15 protein-coding genes and 1 tRNA gene are annotated in these 20,681 nt (G+C 52.0%); 6 read left to right on the forward strand and 10 right to left on the reverse strand.

Annotated elements, in window-relative coordinates:
• Positions 1-219: 219 nt before the first annotated feature.
• A tRNA-Ser gene (locus tag Q4E93_RS13330) sits at positions 220-304 on the reverse strand.
• A gap of 111 nt (positions 305-415) precedes the next feature.
• On the opposite strand from Q4E93_RS13330, the gene Q4E93_RS13335 reads away from it, so the two are divergent.
• The gene (locus Q4E93_RS13335; RefSeq protein ID WP_303585929.1) at positions 416-2,317 is read left to right on the forward strand and encodes an ABC transporter ATP-binding protein; all 1,902 of its coding nucleotides are present in this window, start codon (positions 416-418) and stop codon (positions 2,315-2,317) included.
• Between the two features lie 238 nt (positions 2,318-2,555).
• A complete protein-coding gene (locus tag Q4E93_RS13340; protein WP_303585930.1) occupies positions 2,556-2,981 on the forward strand; it encodes a DUF3276 family protein in 426 nt (141 codons plus the stop codon).
• 49 nt (positions 2,982-3,030) lie between these two features.
• On the opposite strand, the gene Q4E93_RS13345 is transcribed toward Q4E93_RS13340, so the two are convergent.
• Together Q4E93_RS13345 and Q4E93_RS13350 are read right to left on the reverse strand one after the other, a co-directional pair.
• Entirely contained in the window at positions 3,031-3,975 is a 945-nt protein-coding gene (locus Q4E93_RS13345) for a glycosyltransferase family 2 protein (RefSeq protein ID WP_303585932.1), read from the reverse strand.
• Position 3,976: 1 nt separating this feature from the next.
• The gene (locus tag Q4E93_RS13350; RefSeq protein ID WP_303585934.1) at positions 3,977-6,493 is read right to left on the reverse strand and encodes a YfhO family protein; all 2,517 of its coding nucleotides are present in this window, start codon (positions 6,491-6,493) and stop codon (positions 3,977-3,979) included.
• A gap of 68 nt (positions 6,494-6,561) precedes the next feature.
• Between Q4E93_RS13350 and Q4E93_RS13355 the strand changes: the two genes are divergently transcribed.
• Positions 6,562-6,843, forward strand: coding sequence for a hypothetical protein (locus Q4E93_RS13355; RefSeq protein WP_303585936.1), 282 nt, complete (start codon positions 6,562-6,564; stop codon positions 6,841-6,843).
• On the forward strand, positions 6,840-7,622 hold the full coding sequence (locus tag Q4E93_RS13360; RefSeq protein ID WP_303585937.1) for a queuosine precursor transporter: 783 nt from the start codon (positions 6,840-6,842) through the stop codon (positions 7,620-7,622). The genes Q4E93_RS13355 and Q4E93_RS13360 overlap by 4 nt, the downstream gene beginning before the upstream one ends.
• Positions 7,623-7,627: 5 nt before the next feature.
• Here the strand turns inward: Q4E93_RS13360 and Q4E93_RS13365 are convergent, their stop codons facing one another.
• The 3 genes from Q4E93_RS13365 to Q4E93_RS13375 are packed head-to-tail and all read right to left on the reverse strand — an operon-like array spanning position 7,628 to position 10,405.
• Positions 7,628-8,131 carry a GNAT family N-acetyltransferase gene (locus Q4E93_RS13365; protein WP_303585939.1) on the reverse strand — a complete coding sequence of 168 codons (504 nt, stop codon included), beginning with the start codon at positions 8,129-8,131 and terminating at the stop codon, positions 7,628-7,630.
• Positions 8,132-8,162: 31 nt separating this feature from the next.
• Entirely contained in the window at positions 8,163-8,888 is a 726-nt protein-coding gene (locus Q4E93_RS13370; protein ID WP_303585941.1) for a PrsW family intramembrane metalloprotease, read from the reverse strand.
• Entirely contained in the window at positions 8,888-10,405 is a 1,518-nt protein-coding gene (locus Q4E93_RS13375) for a hypothetical protein (RefSeq protein ID WP_303585943.1), read from the reverse strand. Before Q4E93_RS13375 ends, Q4E93_RS13370 begins: the two co-directional genes overlap by 1 nt.
• 85 nt (positions 10,406-10,490) lie before the next feature.
• Here Q4E93_RS13375 and Q4E93_RS13380 point away from each other — a divergent pair, with 85 nt between their 5' ends.
• Complete coding sequence (locus Q4E93_RS13380; RefSeq protein WP_303585945.1) at positions 10,491-13,361, forward strand: TolB family protein; 2,871 nt, start codon at positions 10,491-10,493, stop codon at positions 13,359-13,361.
• Positions 13,362-13,365: 4 nt separating this feature from the next.
• Here the strand turns inward: Q4E93_RS13380 and Q4E93_RS13385 are convergent, their stop codons facing one another.
• Complete coding sequence (locus Q4E93_RS13385; RefSeq protein ID WP_303585947.1) at positions 13,366-14,715, reverse strand: serine hydrolase domain-containing protein; 1,350 nt, start codon at positions 14,713-14,715, stop codon at positions 13,366-13,368.
• A gap of 27 nt (positions 14,716-14,742) precedes the next feature.
• Positions 14,743-17,412 carry a valine--tRNA ligase gene (locus Q4E93_RS13390; RefSeq protein WP_303585949.1) on the reverse strand — a complete coding sequence of 890 codons (2,670 nt, stop codon included), beginning with the start codon at positions 17,410-17,412 and terminating at the stop codon, positions 14,743-14,745.
• Positions 17,413-18,286: 874 nt separating this feature from the next.
• Here Q4E93_RS13390 and Q4E93_RS13395 point away from each other — a divergent pair.
• On the forward strand, positions 18,287-19,684 hold the full coding sequence (locus Q4E93_RS13395; RefSeq protein WP_303585950.1) for an exonuclease domain-containing protein: 1,398 nt from the start codon (positions 18,287-18,289) through the stop codon (positions 19,682-19,684).
• Here Q4E93_RS13395 and aat read toward each other — a convergent pair.
• A complete protein-coding gene (aat, locus tag Q4E93_RS13400) occupies positions 19,669-20,316 on the reverse strand; it encodes a leucyl/phenylalanyl-tRNA--protein transferase (protein WP_303585951.1) in 648 nt (215 codons plus the stop codon). The two genes, Q4E93_RS13395 and aat, sit on opposite strands and share 16 nt — an antisense overlap.
• A gap of 39 nt (positions 20,317-20,355) precedes the next feature.
• Positions 20,356-20,667, reverse strand: coding sequence for an ATP-dependent Clp protease adaptor ClpS (locus Q4E93_RS13405; protein WP_303585953.1), 312 nt, complete (start codon positions 20,665-20,667; stop codon positions 20,356-20,358).
• Between the last annotated feature and the right edge of the window lie 14 nt (positions 20,668-20,681).

Raw genomic sequence — 20,681 nt, forward strand, 5'->3', positions numbered from 1 at the left:
TTGCGCAGCGCTTTGGACAAGATGTTTACCTTTGGTACAGGTTGATTTTCATCCTGTTATGGCTGTCCAGTGAGTGATTTTTTTGTTCAATTTTGCCACTCACCGAATCACTCACTCCAAGTATGACTTTTTTTGAGTTTTTCTGATAGTGTGCAAAAATGAAAAAGCCCGCTACTGTTGAATTTGCGGGCTTTTGATGCTTTTTGATTTAGGCTTTTGCGGAGAGAGAGGGATTCGAACCCCCGGAAGTGTTACCTTCAACGGTTTTCAAGACCGCCGCAATCGACCGCTCTGCCATCTCTCCGGGCGCAAAATAAAGGCTCCCCGGCCACACAGCCAAAAAAATAATAGGGTAGGGGCGCCTCCCCCGGGCACAGCATGTAGCAGGCAGCCGCAAATCCGTAACTTTGCCCGAATGAAGCATCTAAAGGCCGTTAATAAATACTTCTGGAAATATCGCTGGCGCTTCCTCCTGGGACTGGTATTCATCATCCTTTCCAACTACTTCCGCATCCTTACCCCCCAGGTCACAGGCTACGTAGTCAACTCCGTGGAAAAAGAGCTCCGCGACAGCGTCATAAACAAAAATTCAGCCCCCTCACCAGACGGACAGGCCATACCCCAGGCGGCTATCCATCAGACCATCCAGGATAGAAAAGACACTGCCAACTATGACATCCTGGTCAAAAAGTTCATCCGTGGCATGGACAAGGCCAGGCCCGCTTTCGGCGCCAAGGTAGCCATCTGCGGCGTTACATTATTATTACTGGCGCTGGTCGGCGGCTTCTTCATGTTCCTCATGCGCCAGACCATCATCGTCATGAGCCGCCACATAGAATACGACCAGAAGAAAGAGATCTATGACCACTATCAGTTATTAGATACCAACTTCTATAAAGTCCATTCCACAGGCGACCTCATGAGCCGCATGGCCGAGGACGTCAGCCGGGTACGCATGTTCACGGGGCCTGCCGTCATGTACCTGGTCAACCTCCTGGCTACCATAGCGTTCAGCCTCTTCTTCATGCTGAAAAAAGACGCTCTCCTGAGCCTGTATGTCCTAGCGCCCCTGCCCATCCTGGCCATCACCATTTATTATGTCAATAACATCATCCACAAAAAGAGCGAACATATCCAGGCCCTGTTAAGCAACCTAACTACCAATGCCCAGGAATCCTACAGCGGCATCCGTGTCATCAAATCCTTCGTCCAGGAAAAGGCCATGCTCCGGTTTTTCACCCACAACAGCGAAGAATACCGTAAGAATGCCGTGGGGCTGGCCAAGGTGGAATCCATCTATTTCCCTTCCATGGGCCTGATGATCGGTCTGAGCACTTTACTGGCCATCATGATCGGCGGGCTATACACCATATATGGACGCCATAGTACCGACCTGGGCACCATCACAGAATTCGTAATTTATATCACCATGCTCACTTTCCCCGTGAGCGCCATTGGCTGGGTGGCCAGCATCATCCAACGCGCCTCCGCCTCCCAGAAAAGGCTCAACGAGTTCCTGGACACGGTGCCGGGCATCCAGAACCCGCCTGTCCCCCTGGAACATCGCCTACAGGGAAACATTAGTTTTGAACACGTGGATTTTACTTACCCTAACACTGGAATCAATGCCTTGAAAGACTTTCACCTGGAGGTTAGGAAAGGGGAGAAGGTAGTGATCATCGGACGGACAGGCAGTGGCAAGACCACCGTTGCCCAGCTCCTTCTCCGGATGTATGATCCAACCCGGGGCCATATCCGCATCGATGGCGTCGATCTTCGCGCGCTGGACCTCCAGGACCTCCGCCGCCAGATCAGCTACACGCCCCAGGATACCTTCCTGTTCAGCGATACCGTCACCGGCAATATTCAGTTCGGCCTGGATAAGCCGGATGAAGAAAAGGTCCGTCTCGCCGCCCGCTACGCATCCGTCGATAAGGAAATAGAAGGGTTTGCCGCCCGCTATGACACCATGATCGGCGAACGGGGCGTCACCCTCAGTGGGGGGCAGAAACAACGTATCTCCATCGCCCGCAGCCTGGTCAAAGACCCCGAGATCGTGGTTTTCGATGACTGCCTCAGTGCTGTAGATGCTAAGACTGAAAAGGAAATACTTGAGAACTTACATCAATATCTGCAAAATAAGACGGCTATCATCATTACCCACCGTATCTTCTCTCTGGTGGATTTCGATCGGATCATCGTCCTGGAAGAAGGCCGCATTGTAGAGACAGGCACTCATCGGGAACTGCTTGCCCTCAATGGTTATTACACTTACCTGTACGAGCAGCAACAGCAGGAAAAGGAAGATGCATCCTAGTCCCAGGAACCTCTCCCAGTCTCATAACGGGAAATACAAGCCTCTTTCCGCCTTCTCTGGTGCTGTGGCATCACAAAATGGTCAATAACCCGCCGGTTCGGGCAACCTGCCGTGAAAAGCAGTCTGGTTGCGGCCTAAATCGGTGATATAAATTCTTTTGTGAATTTTGCTAATTCGAAAACAATACTATATTTGTGCTCGGTTCAAATTGTTATTCTCAACGTAAAAAAAAATTATTGTGGCGTACGACAACAACGAAAAAAGAATGGAAAGCGTTTACAGCAAGCGCATCAGAGCTGGCAAACGCAGAACGTACTTCTTTGATGTGAGGGCAACACGTAGTAACGACTACTATCTGACTATTACCGAAAGCCGTAAGAAGTTCAATGAGGATGGGTACGACAGGCACAAGATCTTCCTGTACAAGGAAGACTTCAACAAGTTCCTGAAAGCACTCACAGAAGCGGTGGATTATGTGAAGACGGAATTAATGCCCGACTTCGACTTCGACGCATACAACCATGACAACGTTGAAGAAAACGGAGGCATCCAGGACAGCAGCTCCAGCATTGCCGATGACATCATCGAAGAAGTTCGTCATACACCCACTACCACCCCTAATACTACTACCACCACGACTGGCGAAGAAGTGGACAAATGGTAAAAAGACATTAAGTATTATACGAAACCCCTGCATTGCGGGGGTTTTTTTGTCACCGGACAAAAACATCCGCTTTCATAAACCCCTTCCAGGTATACCACTGTGACAAGAAAACATACCTCCCCTTTATCCCTTGTCCTTTCAATACATACAGCAGGTATAACCCCAGCGAAGCCCCCAGCTTGGCCGTAAATTCAACCAGCTTCTTCCACCATCCCATCCTCCCTTCCTCCAGCCGCACCCTGATCTTCTCTTCATTGCCCGTTTTAAGGAACAACTTCCGGAAACTGTCAGGCTGCAGCCGTGCCTGGTCGATATTATGATACACCGTTGCCTCCGGCACAAAATATACCTCCGGCGATACTTTTGACACGACATAGTAAATATGCTTGTCATCGCTGCGGAATGTCAGCTGGTTGTTGAAGCCGCCCACTTTCTTCAATACGGATGCCGTATAAGTCATATTGCAACCCGCCGGATACTTCATGGCTGGCTGCTGGAACTGCCTGGCCTCCCCGCCATAATCCAGCCGCCCTACAAACCCGTTGAGATATTTGCTCATCCAGGCCGGCTCTTCTGACTCTGAGTACTTGGGGATGATCCTGCCGCCTATGCCTACGGCGCCGGGGTGGGACTGCATAAAAAGCAGTATCGTCTCCAGGAAAACGGGCACCGCCTCGGCATCGTCGTCAATATAGGTGATGATGGGGAATGAGGCTTCCTGCAGGCCCCGGTTACGGGCAAAGGACAAGCCCTTCTGCGTTTCAAGAAAATAGCGGACTTTCAGACGGGGGTGCCGCTGAATAAAGTCCCGGCTGATGGCGGCCGTCTGGTCCGTGCTGTTGTTATCAATGATGAGGATCTCGAATTGATCCGGCGGTAAGGTCTGCCCGGCAAGGCATTCCAAAGCTTTGCCAATGAATTTCTGCCGATTGTACGTGCAGACCACTACCGAAATGCCGGAATACCTCGCCGGCCCCTCCATTGTCTTTTCCAACTCAGAAGCTTTTTTTTCTGTAACTCACGACGCCGGCGATGATCAGCAGCAGATATCCCAGGAGGCTGCTCCAGATGGTGATTGTATTTCCCAGCTCATAGGAATGTGGCTCAAAACGCCACTCAATGGTATGAGCTCCCGCCGGTACGGACATGCCCCGCAGGACGTAATCCACCCTGATATAGTCTGCCTTTGTCCCGTCAATGAAGACATTCCACCCTTTGTCATAGTAGATCTCGCTGAAGACGGCAAATTGGTTGGTCTTGGATGAGAACTTATAAGTGATCTTATCGTTGAGGTTTTCTATCAGCTGGATCTTTGCTGTAGAATCCTCTACTGGCGCAAACTTCACCCTGGCCTGATATTGTTGTTGCACGATGGCCGTATCTCTTACATTGATGCTATCCAGGGCCTTCATTTCTTCATTCCCGTCCTTCACATAATGAAGGGATTTCACCAACCAGCAAGGGCCGTATGCATCGGGGTTCAGACCCGCCTGCGGCTGGCCATTGGCAGGATTGGGCTGGATAAAATACTTCGTATTCAGCATATTGAACACCCGCATATTCCCTTTGGATAACTGGTGCTCGATAAGGTCCATGTAAAGCCCTAATTTGGCAGGGCTATACCCTCCTACGGAGTTATGAAAATAAGAAGCGCGGGAATCACTGAATGCATCGCCGGCCGTCGCGTCGTATACCCTGAAACCTTTTTCCGGGTCGGCCTTGATCCGTTGATCTGCAGGCGTAGCCGCCAATTGGTTGTCAAATTCTGCGGGGTCTACAAAGCTTTCACTGGAGAGGTAGCGCCTTCCTATGGCCAGCAGATCGAAAGAGCTGAGCACCAGTATTCCCGCCAGCAGGATCACTTGCTGGGTGTACTTGCCTTTCAGGTAAAACCAGATAAGCGCAGCGGCAAGAGCGATCAGAACGAAGGTCCTGAGCAGGTCGCTCCCAAACAACGACTGCCTGTCCTCCCGGAGGTTTTTCATCAGGGTGCCGGCCAGCTCGTTCACCTGTTGCTGCATCTGCGGATTGGCGGATTGCTGCCCCCGCGACAGCATATGCACGAAGTTTTGTTGGACCATCGTATCTTTCTCCGCTTTGTAGCTGGCGGTAAAATAGAACCCGGCGGCTGCTACCAATAACGCCGCGGTAATGATCATCACCTGTTTGAATTTCTTCAGGATGATCTCCCTGGATTCGGTTGACTTCAACAGGTTGTCCAGGCCTAATGCTCCCAGCAAAGGAATGGCGAATTGCGGCATAACCATCGCAATGGTAGGCGCCCGGAACTTATTATACATGGGCAGGTGATCGAAAAGGAAATAATTGATCGCCTCAAAATTCTTGCCCCAGGCAAGGACGATGCCCGTTACGGCTACACTCACCAACCACCATTTGGGCCAGCCTTTTACAAATACCAGCCCCAGGATAAACAGCATACAGCAGACAGCACCGAGATAAACAGGACCGGCCGTGCTCGGTTGAGTGCCCCAATAGGCATACGCGTTCGCCATCTGCAGCGCATTGTCTTCAGGCACGCCTATTTCCGCTAGCTTATCAACAAATTTGGAATTGCCCGTGATCCTCCGGCTGTGATCGCCGCCACCCTGGGCGTCCGGTACCAACAAAGTAAAGGTCTCACCAATACCGTAGCTCCAGTTAAAAGCGTATTGTTTGCTAAGGCCACCGTTTTTACTGATGTATTGCTCTGAATTATTATTCCCTGTCAGTTCTGTTCTGCCGCCGCGCATGGTTTCCTTGGCATATTCCTGTGTGGGCAGATTGGAAACGGCATACCCGCCAAAGCCGATGACCATGGCCACGGCAGCGATCGCCATGCTGATCAGCATGGGCTTGACCTCTTTCTTTTTAAAGCTGTCGATAAAATAGAACAAGGTCAGAAGGCCGGCGCTGATCAGGGTATAATACACGACCTGCAAATGCTGGGTGCCCACCTGGAATAAGAAGAAGCAGGTTAGCAGTGCGGCTCCCCACAGCCATTTTCGCTGGTAGATCAGCAGGATGCTGGCGATGACGCCTGGCGCAAATGCAATAGCCTGCATCTTGGTGACATGCCCTACGACGATAATAACGGGATCATAAGTGGAATACGCGTAGGCCAGCGATGCCAATACGCCGATCCAGGGATTGATACGCAGCACCTGCGTCAATATGTAGAGACAGAGACACGCTGTGAAAAAATAACTGATAGGCGCGGGTAGCCCCCATGTCAGCAGGTACTCCAGGTATCCCAGCGATATTTTGGTACGGGCCTCCAGGGCAACCGTGTATGCCGGCATACCGCTGAACAGGCTCTCCGTCCACAACGGGTAATGACCATATTTTTGTTTGTACTCCTGTGACTGTTGCGGAGTGCCTTTGTATTGTAAGGTATCCTGCTGGTTCAATATCAGCCCTTCCAGGGCAGGCTTGCAATACACAATGGCTACAACTAAAAAAACAACGACGGCCAGGATATGAGGCAGCGCTTTTTTCAGAAACGGAGAGTTCATATTTTCGGATGAATTATTCCCGGCAAAATAATGGTATTTTGCCCAGAAATACTGATTTTTGAGCAAATATGAGATTATTGAGATTCCTCTCCAGGGTGGCTTTTATCTGTAATATCTGCTTTCTGCTGGCCTCCATGGAACAATATTTACCAAAGGTGCCCGAAGGAGCGGTCTCGACGATCATCGTATTGGGGTATTTAATGGGCATTGTGATAAATGTCCTGGTCAACTTCACCTTACTCGTGGTGTGGGCATTCAAAAAAGGAGCATTGGGTGTACCCGCCTGGCTGTGGATCGTTAACCTGATTTTTTTGATCATCCAGTTTATTATCTTATTCGTTCATATATGATCCACGGTATACTCAGAGACAAACCTACCCGCCTGTTCATCTCGTTTACGGCCTTCTTCGTCGCCAATGCCCTCATCGCAGAATGCATCGGAGGCAAATTGTTTTCTCTGGAAAAACTCTTGGGGCTGCAGCCGGCAGACTTTACCTTTTTTGGGCAGCAGCACCTGTCATTTGACTTAACCTGTGGTGTCCTGCTATGGCCCCTGGAATTTATTATGACGGATATCGTCAATGAATATTATGGTCCCAGAGCTGTACGACGTATATCCTATACTGCCGTAGCGCTTATCTCTTATGCTTTTTTGATGTTCTATCTTGCCATTTATATACCTTCTTCCAACTATTGGCTTACTTCCCAAACTAAAAACGGCCTTCCCAATATGCAGGTCGCTTTCAACGGGATTTTCGGACAAGGGATGTGGATCATATTCGCCAGCATTGTAGCCTTCCTGGTTAGCCAGATCGTGGATGTCACCATATTTCATAAAATAAAGAAATACACAGGTGAAAAATACGTATGGCTCCGGGCGACCGGTTCCACCTTGGTATCCCAACTGGTAGACAGCTTCATCGTCCTCTATATTGCTTTTAAGATTGGCCAGGGCTGGAGCTGGCAAAAAGTACTGGCCATTTGCCTAATGAACTATATCTATAAATTTGTCATGGCCATTGTGCTTACACCAGTGATCTATCTGGCAGAGGCCCGTATCGAAAAATTCCTTGGCCACGACACCACCCGGAAAATGAAACGCGCCGCCATGGGCCTGGAGGAAGAATAATACACCTACACCGCCGCCTCCATCACATAATCATTCATGAAATAACCATTCCCGATAGCTACATCCTCCTCCCGGACAACGTTAAACCCCATCTTCTCATAGAATTGCCTTGCCTTATTAAAGCGATTGACATTCAGCCGGAGCACCTTCGCGCCCTGCGCCCGTATAGCTTCGAAGATAAAAGCCAGCATCGCCTTTCCCCTGCCTTTTCCCTGTCTTCCAGTCAACACATACAACTTATGCAGCTTGAAAACACCTGGCTCTGCCGTGGGCGCCCAGGAAGCAAACCCTACGGCTTCATCGCCTTCTTCCACCATGAGGAACCGCTGTTTGTCCTCCGTCATTTGTCTGCGCAGCGACGCAGGACTATAAAATAGCTTCAGCATATAGTCCAGCTGCACGGAGGAAAGAATATGACCATAGGTCACCGGCCAGATCTGCTGTGCTAAAAATCCGATGGTATTGATGTCGTCCAGGTCCGCAAAACGAAAAGAAAGCGATGGTTCCATAATTTAATTAAGGGAGGCAAAGGTATAAAATTTACAGATCTTCTTCTTCCTCTTCAGGCTCCTCCTCCCGCTCAGCATGTAGCCGGATCGCTTTCCAGGCCTGCCGTACGGCAATGTAAAAGCTGGCAAAAGCGCCAAACGACAGGATGCCTTCCGAAACATAACGCCTGACCACCCGGCTCTGCTGGATAAAAAGAAAGAAATCAAAGCTCCCATGCAGCAGCACTACGATCACCAGTCCCTTCCACATCAGCCGGGTCTTCCGCTCCGGCCGGAATTTTGCCAGTCCCACATTATATCCCATCAGCACGGCAAATGAAGCATGTGCCGGCACCGACAGGAACATACGGGCCACACCGGTCTCCAGGCCAAATTTCCACACATATTCTATATTCTCCACTGTTGCGAACCCCATCCCGATCATCACCGAATAGATCACCCCATCAAATGGCTCCTGGAAGCTTTCCAGCGGGTAGCCATACCCGCGCAGGACCAGATATTTGCTGCCCTCCTCGGTGAAGGCCACGATGATAAAAGCATACCAGGCAAATGAAAGTATGGTGTGCTGGTAAGGCTCATCCCGCACATCCCCCGCAGCCAGCTGGATGAGAAAAGGCGGTATTGTCGCGCACATGCCCAGCAGGAAAGAGACGAACAGCTGCTTTACCGACCCCTTGCCCAGCCGGCGGAAGGAGTAGACGAACAGGCTGATGGCGATGCCGGGCGCAATTGCCAGGGATAATAATAGCAGCAGCATTAATGCACCCCCTGTTGCGTGGTAAAATAATAAACGGCGCCGTCGTTGAAATGATATTCCTTCTCCAGATGTTTGGATTGCGAGATGGTCTCGATGGTCAACAGGTCAGTGTTGAGGGCATCGTCGAACCAGACGACATAGAAATGATCTTCCTTCATCAGGTCCCTGATGTCCCAGGGAAGGTCTTTATGGGGGATGAGGTCGACGACCAGGCCCGTGAAGAACCAGATACCCTCATAAGCATTCGAATAAACGGGGACGGACAACATCTCCTGCTGGTTCTTCTTTACGAAGTCCATGGTGGGCGATTTTGTCCATGAATCCTCGGTATAGCCGGGGATCCCCGCATAATGGATCCCATTCCAGTTGAACTTGTACAGGTCCCATTGTCCATATTCCATACAGGCCGCTGCCACCAGGGCCAACCCGGCCAGCCAGCGGCGTTTGCGCCGATCCACACGCGTCATTGCGGAAGGTATCCAGCTGCTGCTGCCCCAGAGCCAGGGTATGAACAGGGGCGACATCAGCCGGCTGTCCAGGTGCTGGAACCGGGATACGCTGGCAATGATCAGCAGGAAAAAAGCATATACCAGGAAATAGGAAGTGGCGATCTGGTCATAGGAATATTCATCATGCTGCCGTATCAGCCGGTAGAGATAGGCCGCCAGGCATATCAGCAGACAGACAACACCCACCAGCGCCGGGTATTTATAAGGGTCGTCAAAGAAAGGCAGCCAGTCGCAAAAGACACTCCCGAAATATTCGAGGTTCTTACCCAGGCTCGTCACTGCCTTCTCGCGATAGCCAGTCAGCGTTCCCGTTACCAGGTGATTGCGGTATACATTCAACGCGGCCAGTGAAATACTGATCAGCCCGAATAAAATAATATGCACTACCTTTTTGCCCCAGGTCGTCCCCCTGTCCGTGATCATGAGAAAGCCCCCCAGCAGGACAAGGCTGACACCGGCATAGCGCATTACGCAGGCCACGGCCGCTATGACGCCCAACAGCGCCATAGCCTCGATGCTATGGGTGAGATGGTATCTGCGGGCAGTCCGGATAAACAGCAGCGACAAGAGCAGGAATAAAGTTTCCGACCATACCATAGAATACACCTCCAGCAGACAGGGACTCAGCATAATGATGCTCAGGAGGATGATCTTATACACCCTGTTGTGGTGGCTGAAACGCTCCATCATCCAGCCCGATAAAAAGATCAGCGTGCCAAACAGCAGTCCGTTCAGCACCGTCGCAAATTGCATGGGCTCCAGCCCCGTCACCAGCATGATGCCGCTGAGAAAGACAGGATACCCGGCAGGGAAATCCATCATCGGGCTTCCCGTAAAATCGTTGATGGCGCCGTGATGCCGGATATTGGAAGCCGTGCTCATATATACCACGGAATCCGGCGATACGCCGATACCGCTGTGACGGGCCCAGAGTTGAATGACCAGGTAGCCAATGACGGCAGCAATAAACGAATCCAGGTCCCGTAAGGAGAATTTGGGTCGGTTCATATTCACAAACGAAAATAAGCGTTTCTCTTATTTATATTACTTCCAAACTTATACGTAATTTCAGGCTCATCTAAAGTGATACTACATGAGCATCCGCCGCCTGCCCCTTCTCCTGTTTGTCTTGCTCCTCACCACCGGCCTCACCGCCCAGCAATTTGGCGGCAATCCTCCCTCCCTACACTGGCAGCAGATCAATACGGACACCGCCCGTATCATCTTTCCCCGCGGCCTGGACCTCCATGCCCAGGAAGTAGCCGCCATCGTACACACCCTCAGCCGTACCACGCTCCCCACTATTGGCGGATACCAACGCAAGATCAACATTGTATTCCAAAATCAGACCATAATTCCCAACGGCTATGTAGGCCTCGCCCCCTTTCGCAGTGAATTTCAGCTCACGCCCGAACAAAACAGCCTTGAGCTGGGTAGTCTGCCGTGGCAAAAGACCCTGGCCATCCATGAATACCGCCATGTTCAGCAATATAATAATTACCGCATCGGTCTCTCCAAAGCCTTCTATTATCTCTTCGGCGAAGGAGGACAGGCACTGGCCAATAGCCTGGCCATCCCCAACTGGTTCTGGGAAGGCGACGCCGTCTACCAGGAGACCCTGGTAAGCGACCAGGGCAGGGGGCGCCTTCCTTTCTTTTTCAATAGCTACCGTTCCCTTTGGGCGGCCGATAAACGATACTCCTGGATGAAGCTGCGCAACGGTTCCTACCGGGATTATATACCCGACCACTACCCGCTGGGCTATATGCTGGTGGCCTACGGCCGGGAGCGCTACGGCGACGACTTCTGGAAAAAGGTTACCCTGGACGCCGCCTCCTTCCGGGGACTGTTCTTTCCCCTGCAGGCGGCAGTCAAAAAATATGCCTCCATCCCCTATACGCAATTCCGAAAGGAGGCCCTGGACCATTATAAAGGGACAGAACCTCCCCACGCCGATGCGGCCGCTGCCGATGTCTTCGCGCGTACCCACCGGCATTTCCAGGGAGACCAGCAGTTTCCCCGCTTCATCGGACAGGACAGCCTGCTTTATCTCAGCAGCAGCTACAGACGCATCCCCGCTTTTGCGGTCCGTGACCTGCGACAACATAAAGAACATACCCTCCGCGCCCGCGCCATTGCCATTGACGACTACTTCTCCTATCGGAATAACAGTATCGTCTATGCCGCCTACGAGAGGGACCCGCGCTGGTCCTGGCGGGACTACAGCGTCATCCGCATCATGAATGCCACCACGGGCGAAGACAGCCGCCTTACTGCCAGGAGCCGGTATTTTGCTCCCGACATCTCCCCGGACGGAAACCAGATCGTGGCCGTGCAGGTCACCACAGATGGTCAATGCAGCCTCCACCTGCTGAACGCCGGGACGGGAGCCGTGGAAAAACAGCTGCCTAACAGGGATTCTCTTTTTTATACTTACCCTACATTCTATGGCAGGAGCCAGCTCGTCTCGGCCGTTCGCAATGCCAGGGGAGAGATGACCCTCGCCCTGGTGGATCTTGCCGACGGGGCGGTCCATACCCTCCTCCCATTCAGCTTCCAGGCGATCGCCTTTCCTTCGGTGCAGGGCGACACGGTCTGGTTCACCGCCAGCCGGCAGAACGAGGACAGGGTCTATTGCTTCACCGGCAATCATCTTTTCAGGGTACACCTTCCACATGGTGAGCCCGCCACGGGTAACTATGGCTTTCATGCCGCGAATGGACACTACGCATGGAGCGCTTTTACGGCTGTGGGATATCGTGCCGACACAGCTTCCGCTACCCAGTTGGGGCTGGAACCCCTGACCATCGATGGCTGGGAATTGCCCCTGGCAGACCAGGGGATGGACTCGCTGGAAAAAGGCCCCTCCCGCCTCCTGGACAGGATCGGGACGGGCAACTACCCGGTGAAGCAGTATCCCGCCTCCTTCCGCATCTTCAACTTTCACAGCTGGAGACCCTATATCTCTGATCCCGACTATACTTTTTCATTGGTCAGCGAGAACATCCTCAATACCCTGCAGTCCGAAGTGTTCGTGGATTACAACCGCAATGAGAAATACAAACAGGTAGGCGTAGACGCTACCTATGGCGCCCTTTTTCCCTGGCTGGACATCGGCCTGAATTATGTCTTCGATCGCAACCGGCTGACGAACACCGGTAAAGCCTATTTCAACGAGGTCAATGCTTATGGCGGGTATAGCATTCCCCTCAGCTGGTCCCATGGCAGGAGCTTAACCAATCTTCAATTCGGGACCGACCTGGTTTACACCCGGCAATATTATCAGGGACTTTATAAGGATTCAGGCCTGGACAGGCATTTCACCTATCTGCGCAGCTTCCTGAGCTTTACCAACCAGATCCAGAAAGCTACGGCGCAGATCTACCCACGGCTGGCCCAAACCCTGTACGTCCTTTATGACAACTCCATCACTGCCTCATTGCCTGCTCATCAATTCCTGGCTTCCGCGTATCTCTATCTTCCCGGTATCGACCTCACTCACAATCTCCAGCTGGGCGCCGCCTGGCAGGGCAGGGACAAGGCCGGAAGAGGAGGCTTTTCCGATGGCTTCCCCTGGGCGCGGGGCTATGCGGCCTATAACCTGTACCAAATGTACCGGCTGACGGCCAACTACCATTTCCCACTGCTCTATCCGGATGCAGGGTTTGCCAATATGATCTACCTGCTCCGGGTCCGGGCCAATTGCTTTTATGATTATATGAAAGGCACCTTCTTCCGGAGAGATGGAAGTACTGTCCAGATCCCTTTCCGGTCCTATGGTATGGAAATGTTCTTCGATACGAAATGGTGGAACCAGCTGCCCATCAGCTTCGGCATCCGGTACAGCCGCCTGGAGGACCAGGACATCGACGGCAGAGGCCCCAATCAGTGGGAGCTGATCCTGCCGCTGAATATCCTGTCGCAGGGATATAGCGCAAGGCCGGCAGCGAAGATCTATGAGTAGGATGCTAGGGGTTGACTTTGTGATAGACGAATGCCTTGCCGCCCATATAGGCTGTAAAACCATTGATTTTTCCCTGAGCATCCCTGGTGAATGCCATTTGCAGATCATATACCTTGAGAAAGAGAAAGTCCCTTTTTTCGGCATATAGCTCATCCGCCCTGGCGCCATCCCAACTTAGAGATAACTGTCCATCCTGCCACGCCAGGTGGCCTTTGAATTTCTTCTTGCCTTCCTGCTCGTAGTCACCTGCGTATTCCTGTAACAGGGCAGGCAGCAGCTCAATGGCCTTGCGGGGCAGCACGTAAGGCTGGTCGTATAATATCTGCAGCAGCCCGATATAACAGGGACGAATATCAGCATCCCGATCCCGGTTGTTGGTCATCAGGATGATGTGGGTTTGGTCGACTGGGACATTGGCGATGAAAACGGAGAAGCCGAAGTTAGCGCCTCCGTGATGGACCAGACGCTTGCCCATGCCCGAGTCTATCCACCACCCATAAGCATAGTTACCTCTCTGAGGGTGCAGGGATCTTTCCAGGTCTTCCGGCCTTATCAGCTTCCCTTCGAACAAGGCCTGGCTCCAGCGGTACATATCTCCCGCCGTAGAGTAGATGGCGCCTGCCGAAAAGGAATAGGTGGAATCCACCACTTCCGCCTGCGCAGGTGGCAGATCATACAGGCTGTCATATCCTACGGTTTTATAAGGACTGCTCAATCCCTCGTAGTCGAATCCTGAATGCACCATGCCCGATCGCTGGAATATCCTTTCCCTTACCAGGTCCCAATAGCTGCGGCCCGTCACTTTTTGTGCCAGGTAGCCCAGCACCATATATCCCGTACTGCTGTATTGAAATTTTGTCCCTGGCGTAAAGTCCAGGGGTTTTCCGCCAAAATGCTCCCAGAACTCCTTTTCAGTGAAATGCCCGCGCGTCACCCAGGACATGAATTCCTCATCCTTTGAATATTCGAAGATGCCCGAACTATGATCCAGCAGGTTTTCGATGGTGATCAGATCTCCGTACTTGTAGAACGGGAAATATTTGCTGAGCTTATCGGTCACCTTCAGATAACCCCTTGCCTGCAGATCCATGATCAGCGCCGACGTGAATGATTTGGTAATGCTTCCGATGAGGAATATGGAATTCGTATCATGGGGTATTCTATTTTCCGCATCCCGCCAGCCCCATGCTTTTTCATACAGGATACTGTCATGCCGGGCCACCAGCACCACACCGTTGAAGAGATGCGTCCGATAAGCGGCCTCCATAAAGGAGTCCATTTTCTGTAATGTGCTTTGCGTATATGCGGAACCGTTAAGGAGCAAGATAAGGTGTAAGGATAGCATTCTTTTCATGCCGGATGGTTTGATGGTATGCAATTCCTATCCTATCTGTGCCAGGCTTTCCTCGATCGTCCTGATCTTTTCCAGCGCATCCTCCTGTTTTTTCCGCTCGACGGCAACTACCTCGGGCTTTGCATTTTGCACAAACCTTTCATTGCCCAGCTTCTTGTTCACGGATTCCAGGAACCCTTTCAGGTAAACCAGTTCTTTTTCGAGCTCCTCCTTCTGATGCGCCGTGTCCACCACCTGGTCCGTACCGATGTAGAACTTGTCCTTACCGGCAACCACGGTCAGGGCGCCGGGGATCATTTCTTTCGTGGTAGCAATATCCTTTGCATTCACCTGGCGGGACAGGATGGAGAAGATCAATTGATAGACTTTTTCCTGTTCGGATTGGATATGGAGATGGATAGATTCCTTCGGTTTGATCTGTGCTTTGTTGCGCGCATCCCGGATGGCGGTGATGGCGTCTTTCAGCAATGCTCCCTGGGCCAGGACAGCCGCATCGGGCTTTTCCACGGGGGTGAGCTGGCGGACACAAAGATCGTCACTGTGCGGGGCCAGGAGGTGATATAATTCTTCCGTTATGAAAGGCATAAATGGATGCAGCAGCTGCACCAGCTGCTCGAAATAGCCGATCGTATGACCGTAGATCGCCGCGTCCATGGGCTGTTCAAAACCGGGTTTCACCCATTCCAGGTACCAGCTGCAGAAATCGTCCCAGATCAGTGAATAGATCGTCTTTAAGGCCTCACTCAACCTGAATTCTGAGAAGAGCTGCTCGATTTCCGTACGGGCCTCCTGGAGCCTGCTGCCAAACCACCTGACGGCAAAACCCGCATCGGAAGTGGTGCTTTCCTGCAGCCTGCCTTCCCAGCCTTTCACCAGCTTCAGCGCATTCCACAGCTTATTATTGAAGTTCCGGCCCTGCTCCAGCGCCGCCTCGTCGAATAACAGGTCGTTGCCGGCAGGGGAGGAGATCATGATGCCAAAACGGGTGGCGTCTGCGCCGTATTTATCGATGAGGCCCAGCAGATCGGGCGAGTTACCCAGGCTCTTGCTCATCTTGCGGCCTTGCTTATCCCGCACCATGCCCGTAAAATAAACATCCCTGAAAGGAATGCGCTTTTGCATGGGCACATCGTCCTTATAAAAATACAGCCCCGCCATGATCATCCGCGCTACCCAGAAGAAGATGATGTCCTGTCCTGTCACCAGCACGGAGGTAGGGTAGTAGTAGGAGATATCAGGGTTGCCAGGGTTGGTCACGCCTTTAAAAACTTCCATCGGCCACAGCCAGGAAGAGAACCAGGTATCCAGCACATCGTCGTCCTGCCGCAGCTGGTCGATGCCGTAAGCAGGCGTACCACCGGCTGCAAGGCGGCATTGTTCATACGCTTCTTCCCGGGTGGCGGCAACCTGGAAAGTCCCATCGGGCGCATACCAGGCGGGGATCTGCTGACCCCACCACAGCTGCCGCGAGATACACCAGTCCTTTACATTCTCCAGCCAGTATTTATAGGTGGCCAGGAATTTGTCGCCCGGATGAATGCGTATATGTCCTTCTGTCACTGCCTTCAGGGCAGGTTCCGCCAGCGCCGCCATTTTCACAAACCATTGGGTGGAAATGCGGGGCTCTACCACGGCATTGGTACGCTGGGAGAACCCGATCCGCGTCATATGCGGCTCTTCTTTCACCAGCAGCCCGTCCTGGCGCAACCGTCCGACCACCGCCTTACGGGCGGCAAATCGTTCCATGCCGACAAAGACCTCGGCCGCAGCGCTAAGCGTACCATCCTCGTTCAATGTATCGATGATGGGCAGGCCATGTTTCAGCCCTAAATTATAGTCATTGATATCATGGGCCGGCGTCACTTTCAATGCGCCGGTTCCGAATTCCTTATCCACATATTCATCGAAGATGATGGGAATGGGCCTGTTCACCATGGGCACGACGGCAAACTTCCCTGCCAGCCCCTGGTAACGCTCGTCAGTGGGATTGACACAAATAGCTGTGTCGCCCATGATCGTTTCGGGACGCTGAGTGGCGATGGTAAGCGAAGGGAGAGCCGCATAAGGGGTGCCATCCGCATGCTGCACCTTATACTGTACATGGTAGAGGATTCCCTGGTCTTCTTTGTATTCCACTTCCTCATCGCTGAGGGCTGTTTTCGCCTGGGGGTCCCAGTTGATCATCCTTGCACCCCGGTAGATCAGCCCCTGGCGGTACAGGTCGATAAAGATCCCGATCACAGCCTTATAATAGTCCGGGTCCATGGTAAAGGCCACTCTGTCCCAGTCCACGCTGCAGCCCAGCTTGCGGATCTGCGAATAGATGATACCCCCGTATTTGTCCTTCCATTCATAGGCATATTGCATGAATTCGGGACGGGTAAGCTGGTTCTTATCGATGCCCCGTTCCTTCAGCATTCCTACTACCTTGGCTTCCGTGGCAATAGAGGCATGGTCGCTTCCCGGTACCCAGCAGGCATTAAAGCCGCTCATACGCGCCTTCCTTACGAGGATGTCCTGCACCGTCTCATTCAGGGTATGCCCCATGTGCAGCACCCCGGTTACGTTCGGGGGAGGGATGACAACCGTAAAAGCCGGCCGTCCATCGGGCTTGCTGTTGAAATAACGTTGTTGCTGCCAATGCTGACTCCATTTTTCCTCTGTTTCGGCGGGTATGTAGTTCTTGCTTAATTCCATGAATATCCTCAGTTAAATGGGATGCAAAAGTAAGAAAACGAGGCGAGAAAGAGGGGTTTTGGGGCCTGGGGGCAAAGCAAAAAAAATTCCCCCTTAACGGGGGAATCAAATATATATGACGGACAGGTTAGGTGCTGCGCTTATGCAAACCAATACAGGTAAGACAGGAACATAACCAATCCGATAAAACCAAGCGCTAACAAAATGGTTTTGGCTGTTTCGCCAATGTGAAAAGTAGAGATCTTTTTCATAAAAGTTTTTTTTTAGGGTGAAACCAAGCTGATTAAAGGCTTAATCGTAGGGGATCGGATGTTGTTCGGTACGCGATTGGTTTCTCTGAAGATCTTGGCGTGTAGAAGGAAGAAGGCCTATCGAAATTCTTTGCTCGTGCTATAGGTTGTCGTAAGGAGTAGTCGACTATCTGATATCTGTGTACAAAGATAGTTCGAATTTCCGGATTCTAAAATTTTCCACCGTTTTTTTGGTCATTTTTAGCTTTTTCCGGACTGTTTTAGGCCTTATTCCTTCTTTTTCAACAAGATGTAGATTTTCATCCGTTCGCCGTCCCGCGGTTACCAGACCGCTAAGACATAGTGAACAGGTATGCAAATGCCATGATCGCACAGAAATACAGTAGCGCCGTCACAAAGGTCAGTACGGTGCTTTCGGATACCTTAAACTTGAAAAAGTGAATTTTTTCCATCTGGACTGGATTTTGGGTTAGTAAATGGGTCTTTCAGCAATCCGCCGGTAGTCGGACGAGAGGGTGCGGAAAAACGGGTCTTAAATACACGTTTTCGTAGAAGGTAGGGATTGGGGGTTAACCGAAACTTTCTTTTACCTTTATGGCTTAAGCCTCAAAAGGTATCCGGAAATGTACGCGATAGTTGATATTGAAACCACCGGCGGTTATGCAACGAATAACGCTATAACGGAAGTTGCTATTGTGTTACACGATGGAATCCGGGAGCTTCGACGGTATGAGACCCTCGTAAATCCGGGAATGCCTATTCCCCGATATGTGCAGGCCCTTACCGGCATCAATGACGAAATGGTAGCTGACGCACCCTATTTCAATGAGATAGCGGATGTCGTACATGAATGGCTCAAGGGCTCCGTCTTCGTCGCTCACAACGTCAACTTTGACTATTCCTTCATCAAGCATCAGCTGAAAGCCTGCGGTCTGGACATCGACGTCAAAAAGCTTTGTACGGTGCGGCTTAGCCGCAAGACCTTTCCAGGCGCGCCCAGCTATAGCCTTGGCAACATCTGCAGCCACCTGGGCATCTCCATCCCCAATCGCCACCGGGCCGGCGGGGACGCGGATGCCACGGTCATGCTCTTCGAAAAGATCCTCCAAGCGGGGGGGCTGGAGCACATCCGCAGTATGCTGAAGGGCAATAGCAGGGAACAATATCTTCCGTCCAATTTGCCCGCCGTCCAACTGGAGCGTCTGCCCGAAACACCCGGCGTTTACTATTTCCACGACCAGAAAGGCAAAGTGATCTACGTAGGCAAGGCGAAGAACATCCGCAGCCGCGTCAGCAGCCATTTTTCCAATAACAAGCCCGGCCGCCAGAAACAGGATTTTCTCCGCAACATCTACTCCATTTCCCATGAGACCACCGGTACCGAGCTGATGGCCTTCCTCCTGGAATGTATCGAGATCCGCCGTCTCTGGCCTGCGTATAACCGCAGCCTCAAACGCTTTGAGCAGACCTATGGTCTCTATGTCTTCGAAGATCGCAGCGGCTATACAAGACTGGTACTGGAGAAGCGGCGGAAACAGCTGACGCCCATCTACACGTTCTGCCAGCTGTGGGAGGGGCAGAATATCCTCTGGAAACTGATCCGGCAATTCAAGCTCTGCCCCCGCCTATGTTTTATCGAAAAAGGGGAGGGGCCATGCGAAGGCGTGAAAGAACAATACTGCCAGGGTGCCTGTGAGCACAGGGAATCTCCCGAATCCTATAACCAGCGTGTACAACAGGCCGTCGATGGATTGATAAAAAGCCTGCCCACCTTTACCCTGGTGGACGAGGGCCGTCATCCGGAAGAGAAGAGCTGCATCCTGGTGGAACAGGGACGCTTCTACGGCATGGGCTACCTGCCGGCCGACCAATCCTGGGGACGGGAGAACAGCACCGTAGACGCAGGCGAACTGAAGGCGTTCCTTACGCCTTATCCCGAAAATGACTATATGCGGGGCTTAGTGTACCAGCATGTGGAAAAATGGCCATACAAAAGGATCAATCTTCATACCCCCAGCTGAGCAATGCGCTGAATAAACTCAGATCTGGGTATCATCCTGGCCCCCAGGCTTTCCAGGTGCTCCGTATAGACCTGGCAGTCGATGAGCTCCACGCCCTCGCTGCGCAGCTGTTCGACATAGCGAATAAAAGCGTATTTACTGGCATTGCTATATTTACTGAACATACTCTCCCCGAAAAAAGCTTTTCCCAGGCGAACGCCATAAAGGCCTCCCACCAGCTCCCCGTTCAACCAGGCCTCTGCGCTGTGGACATAGCCCTCCTTATGCAATCTGCCATACGCTTCCTTTACTTCTTCCGTGATCCAGGTGCCGTCCTGCCCCCTACGGGCAATGGTCCTGCAATTCGCGATCACTTCGCCGAAAGCTTTGTTCACCGTAAAGACAAAGGTCTCCCGGCGGATCAGCTGCCGCATGCTCTTGCTTACTTTCAATTCGTCGGGAAAAAGGACAAATCGGGGGTCCGGGCTCCACCAGAGGATATGTTTGCCCTCATACCAGGGGAAAATGCCATTGCGATAAGCCAGAAGCAGCCGTTCTTTGGACAGGTCCCCGCCGATGGCCAGCAGGCCATCAGGTTCGGCCAGCGCGACAGGGGGGAAGATCATTTCTTGGTCTAATGCAAATAGTGGCATAAGTTCAGATATGCTGCCGGAAAGCCGGCCAGCCAGGGATTAGGTGCCGGCGATCTCTTCAATGGTGGCGCCAATGCCCCGTTCCGTGATCGCGTCGCATTGGGGTTTCAGCTCGTCATATGACCCCTGCTTGACAGCATACTTACCCTTGGTATGTATGATCATGGCGCACTGCTCGGCTTGCTCCAATGAGTGCCCGCATACTTCCATCAGGGTCTGGATCACCCATTCAAAAGTGTTGACCTCGTCGTTCCATACGACGAGGCTGAATGGATCGTCAGGCGTAGTGAGCACCGCTGTATCCTCGTCCTCATACTGGACAGGACGGGGATTGTGCAAATTAAGAGACATGTGACTGGTCTTTT

The organism is Flavitalea plasmicola (genome assembly GCF_030546645.1).
GTDB lineage: Bacteria > Bacteroidota > Bacteroidia > Chitinophagales > Chitinophagaceae > Puia.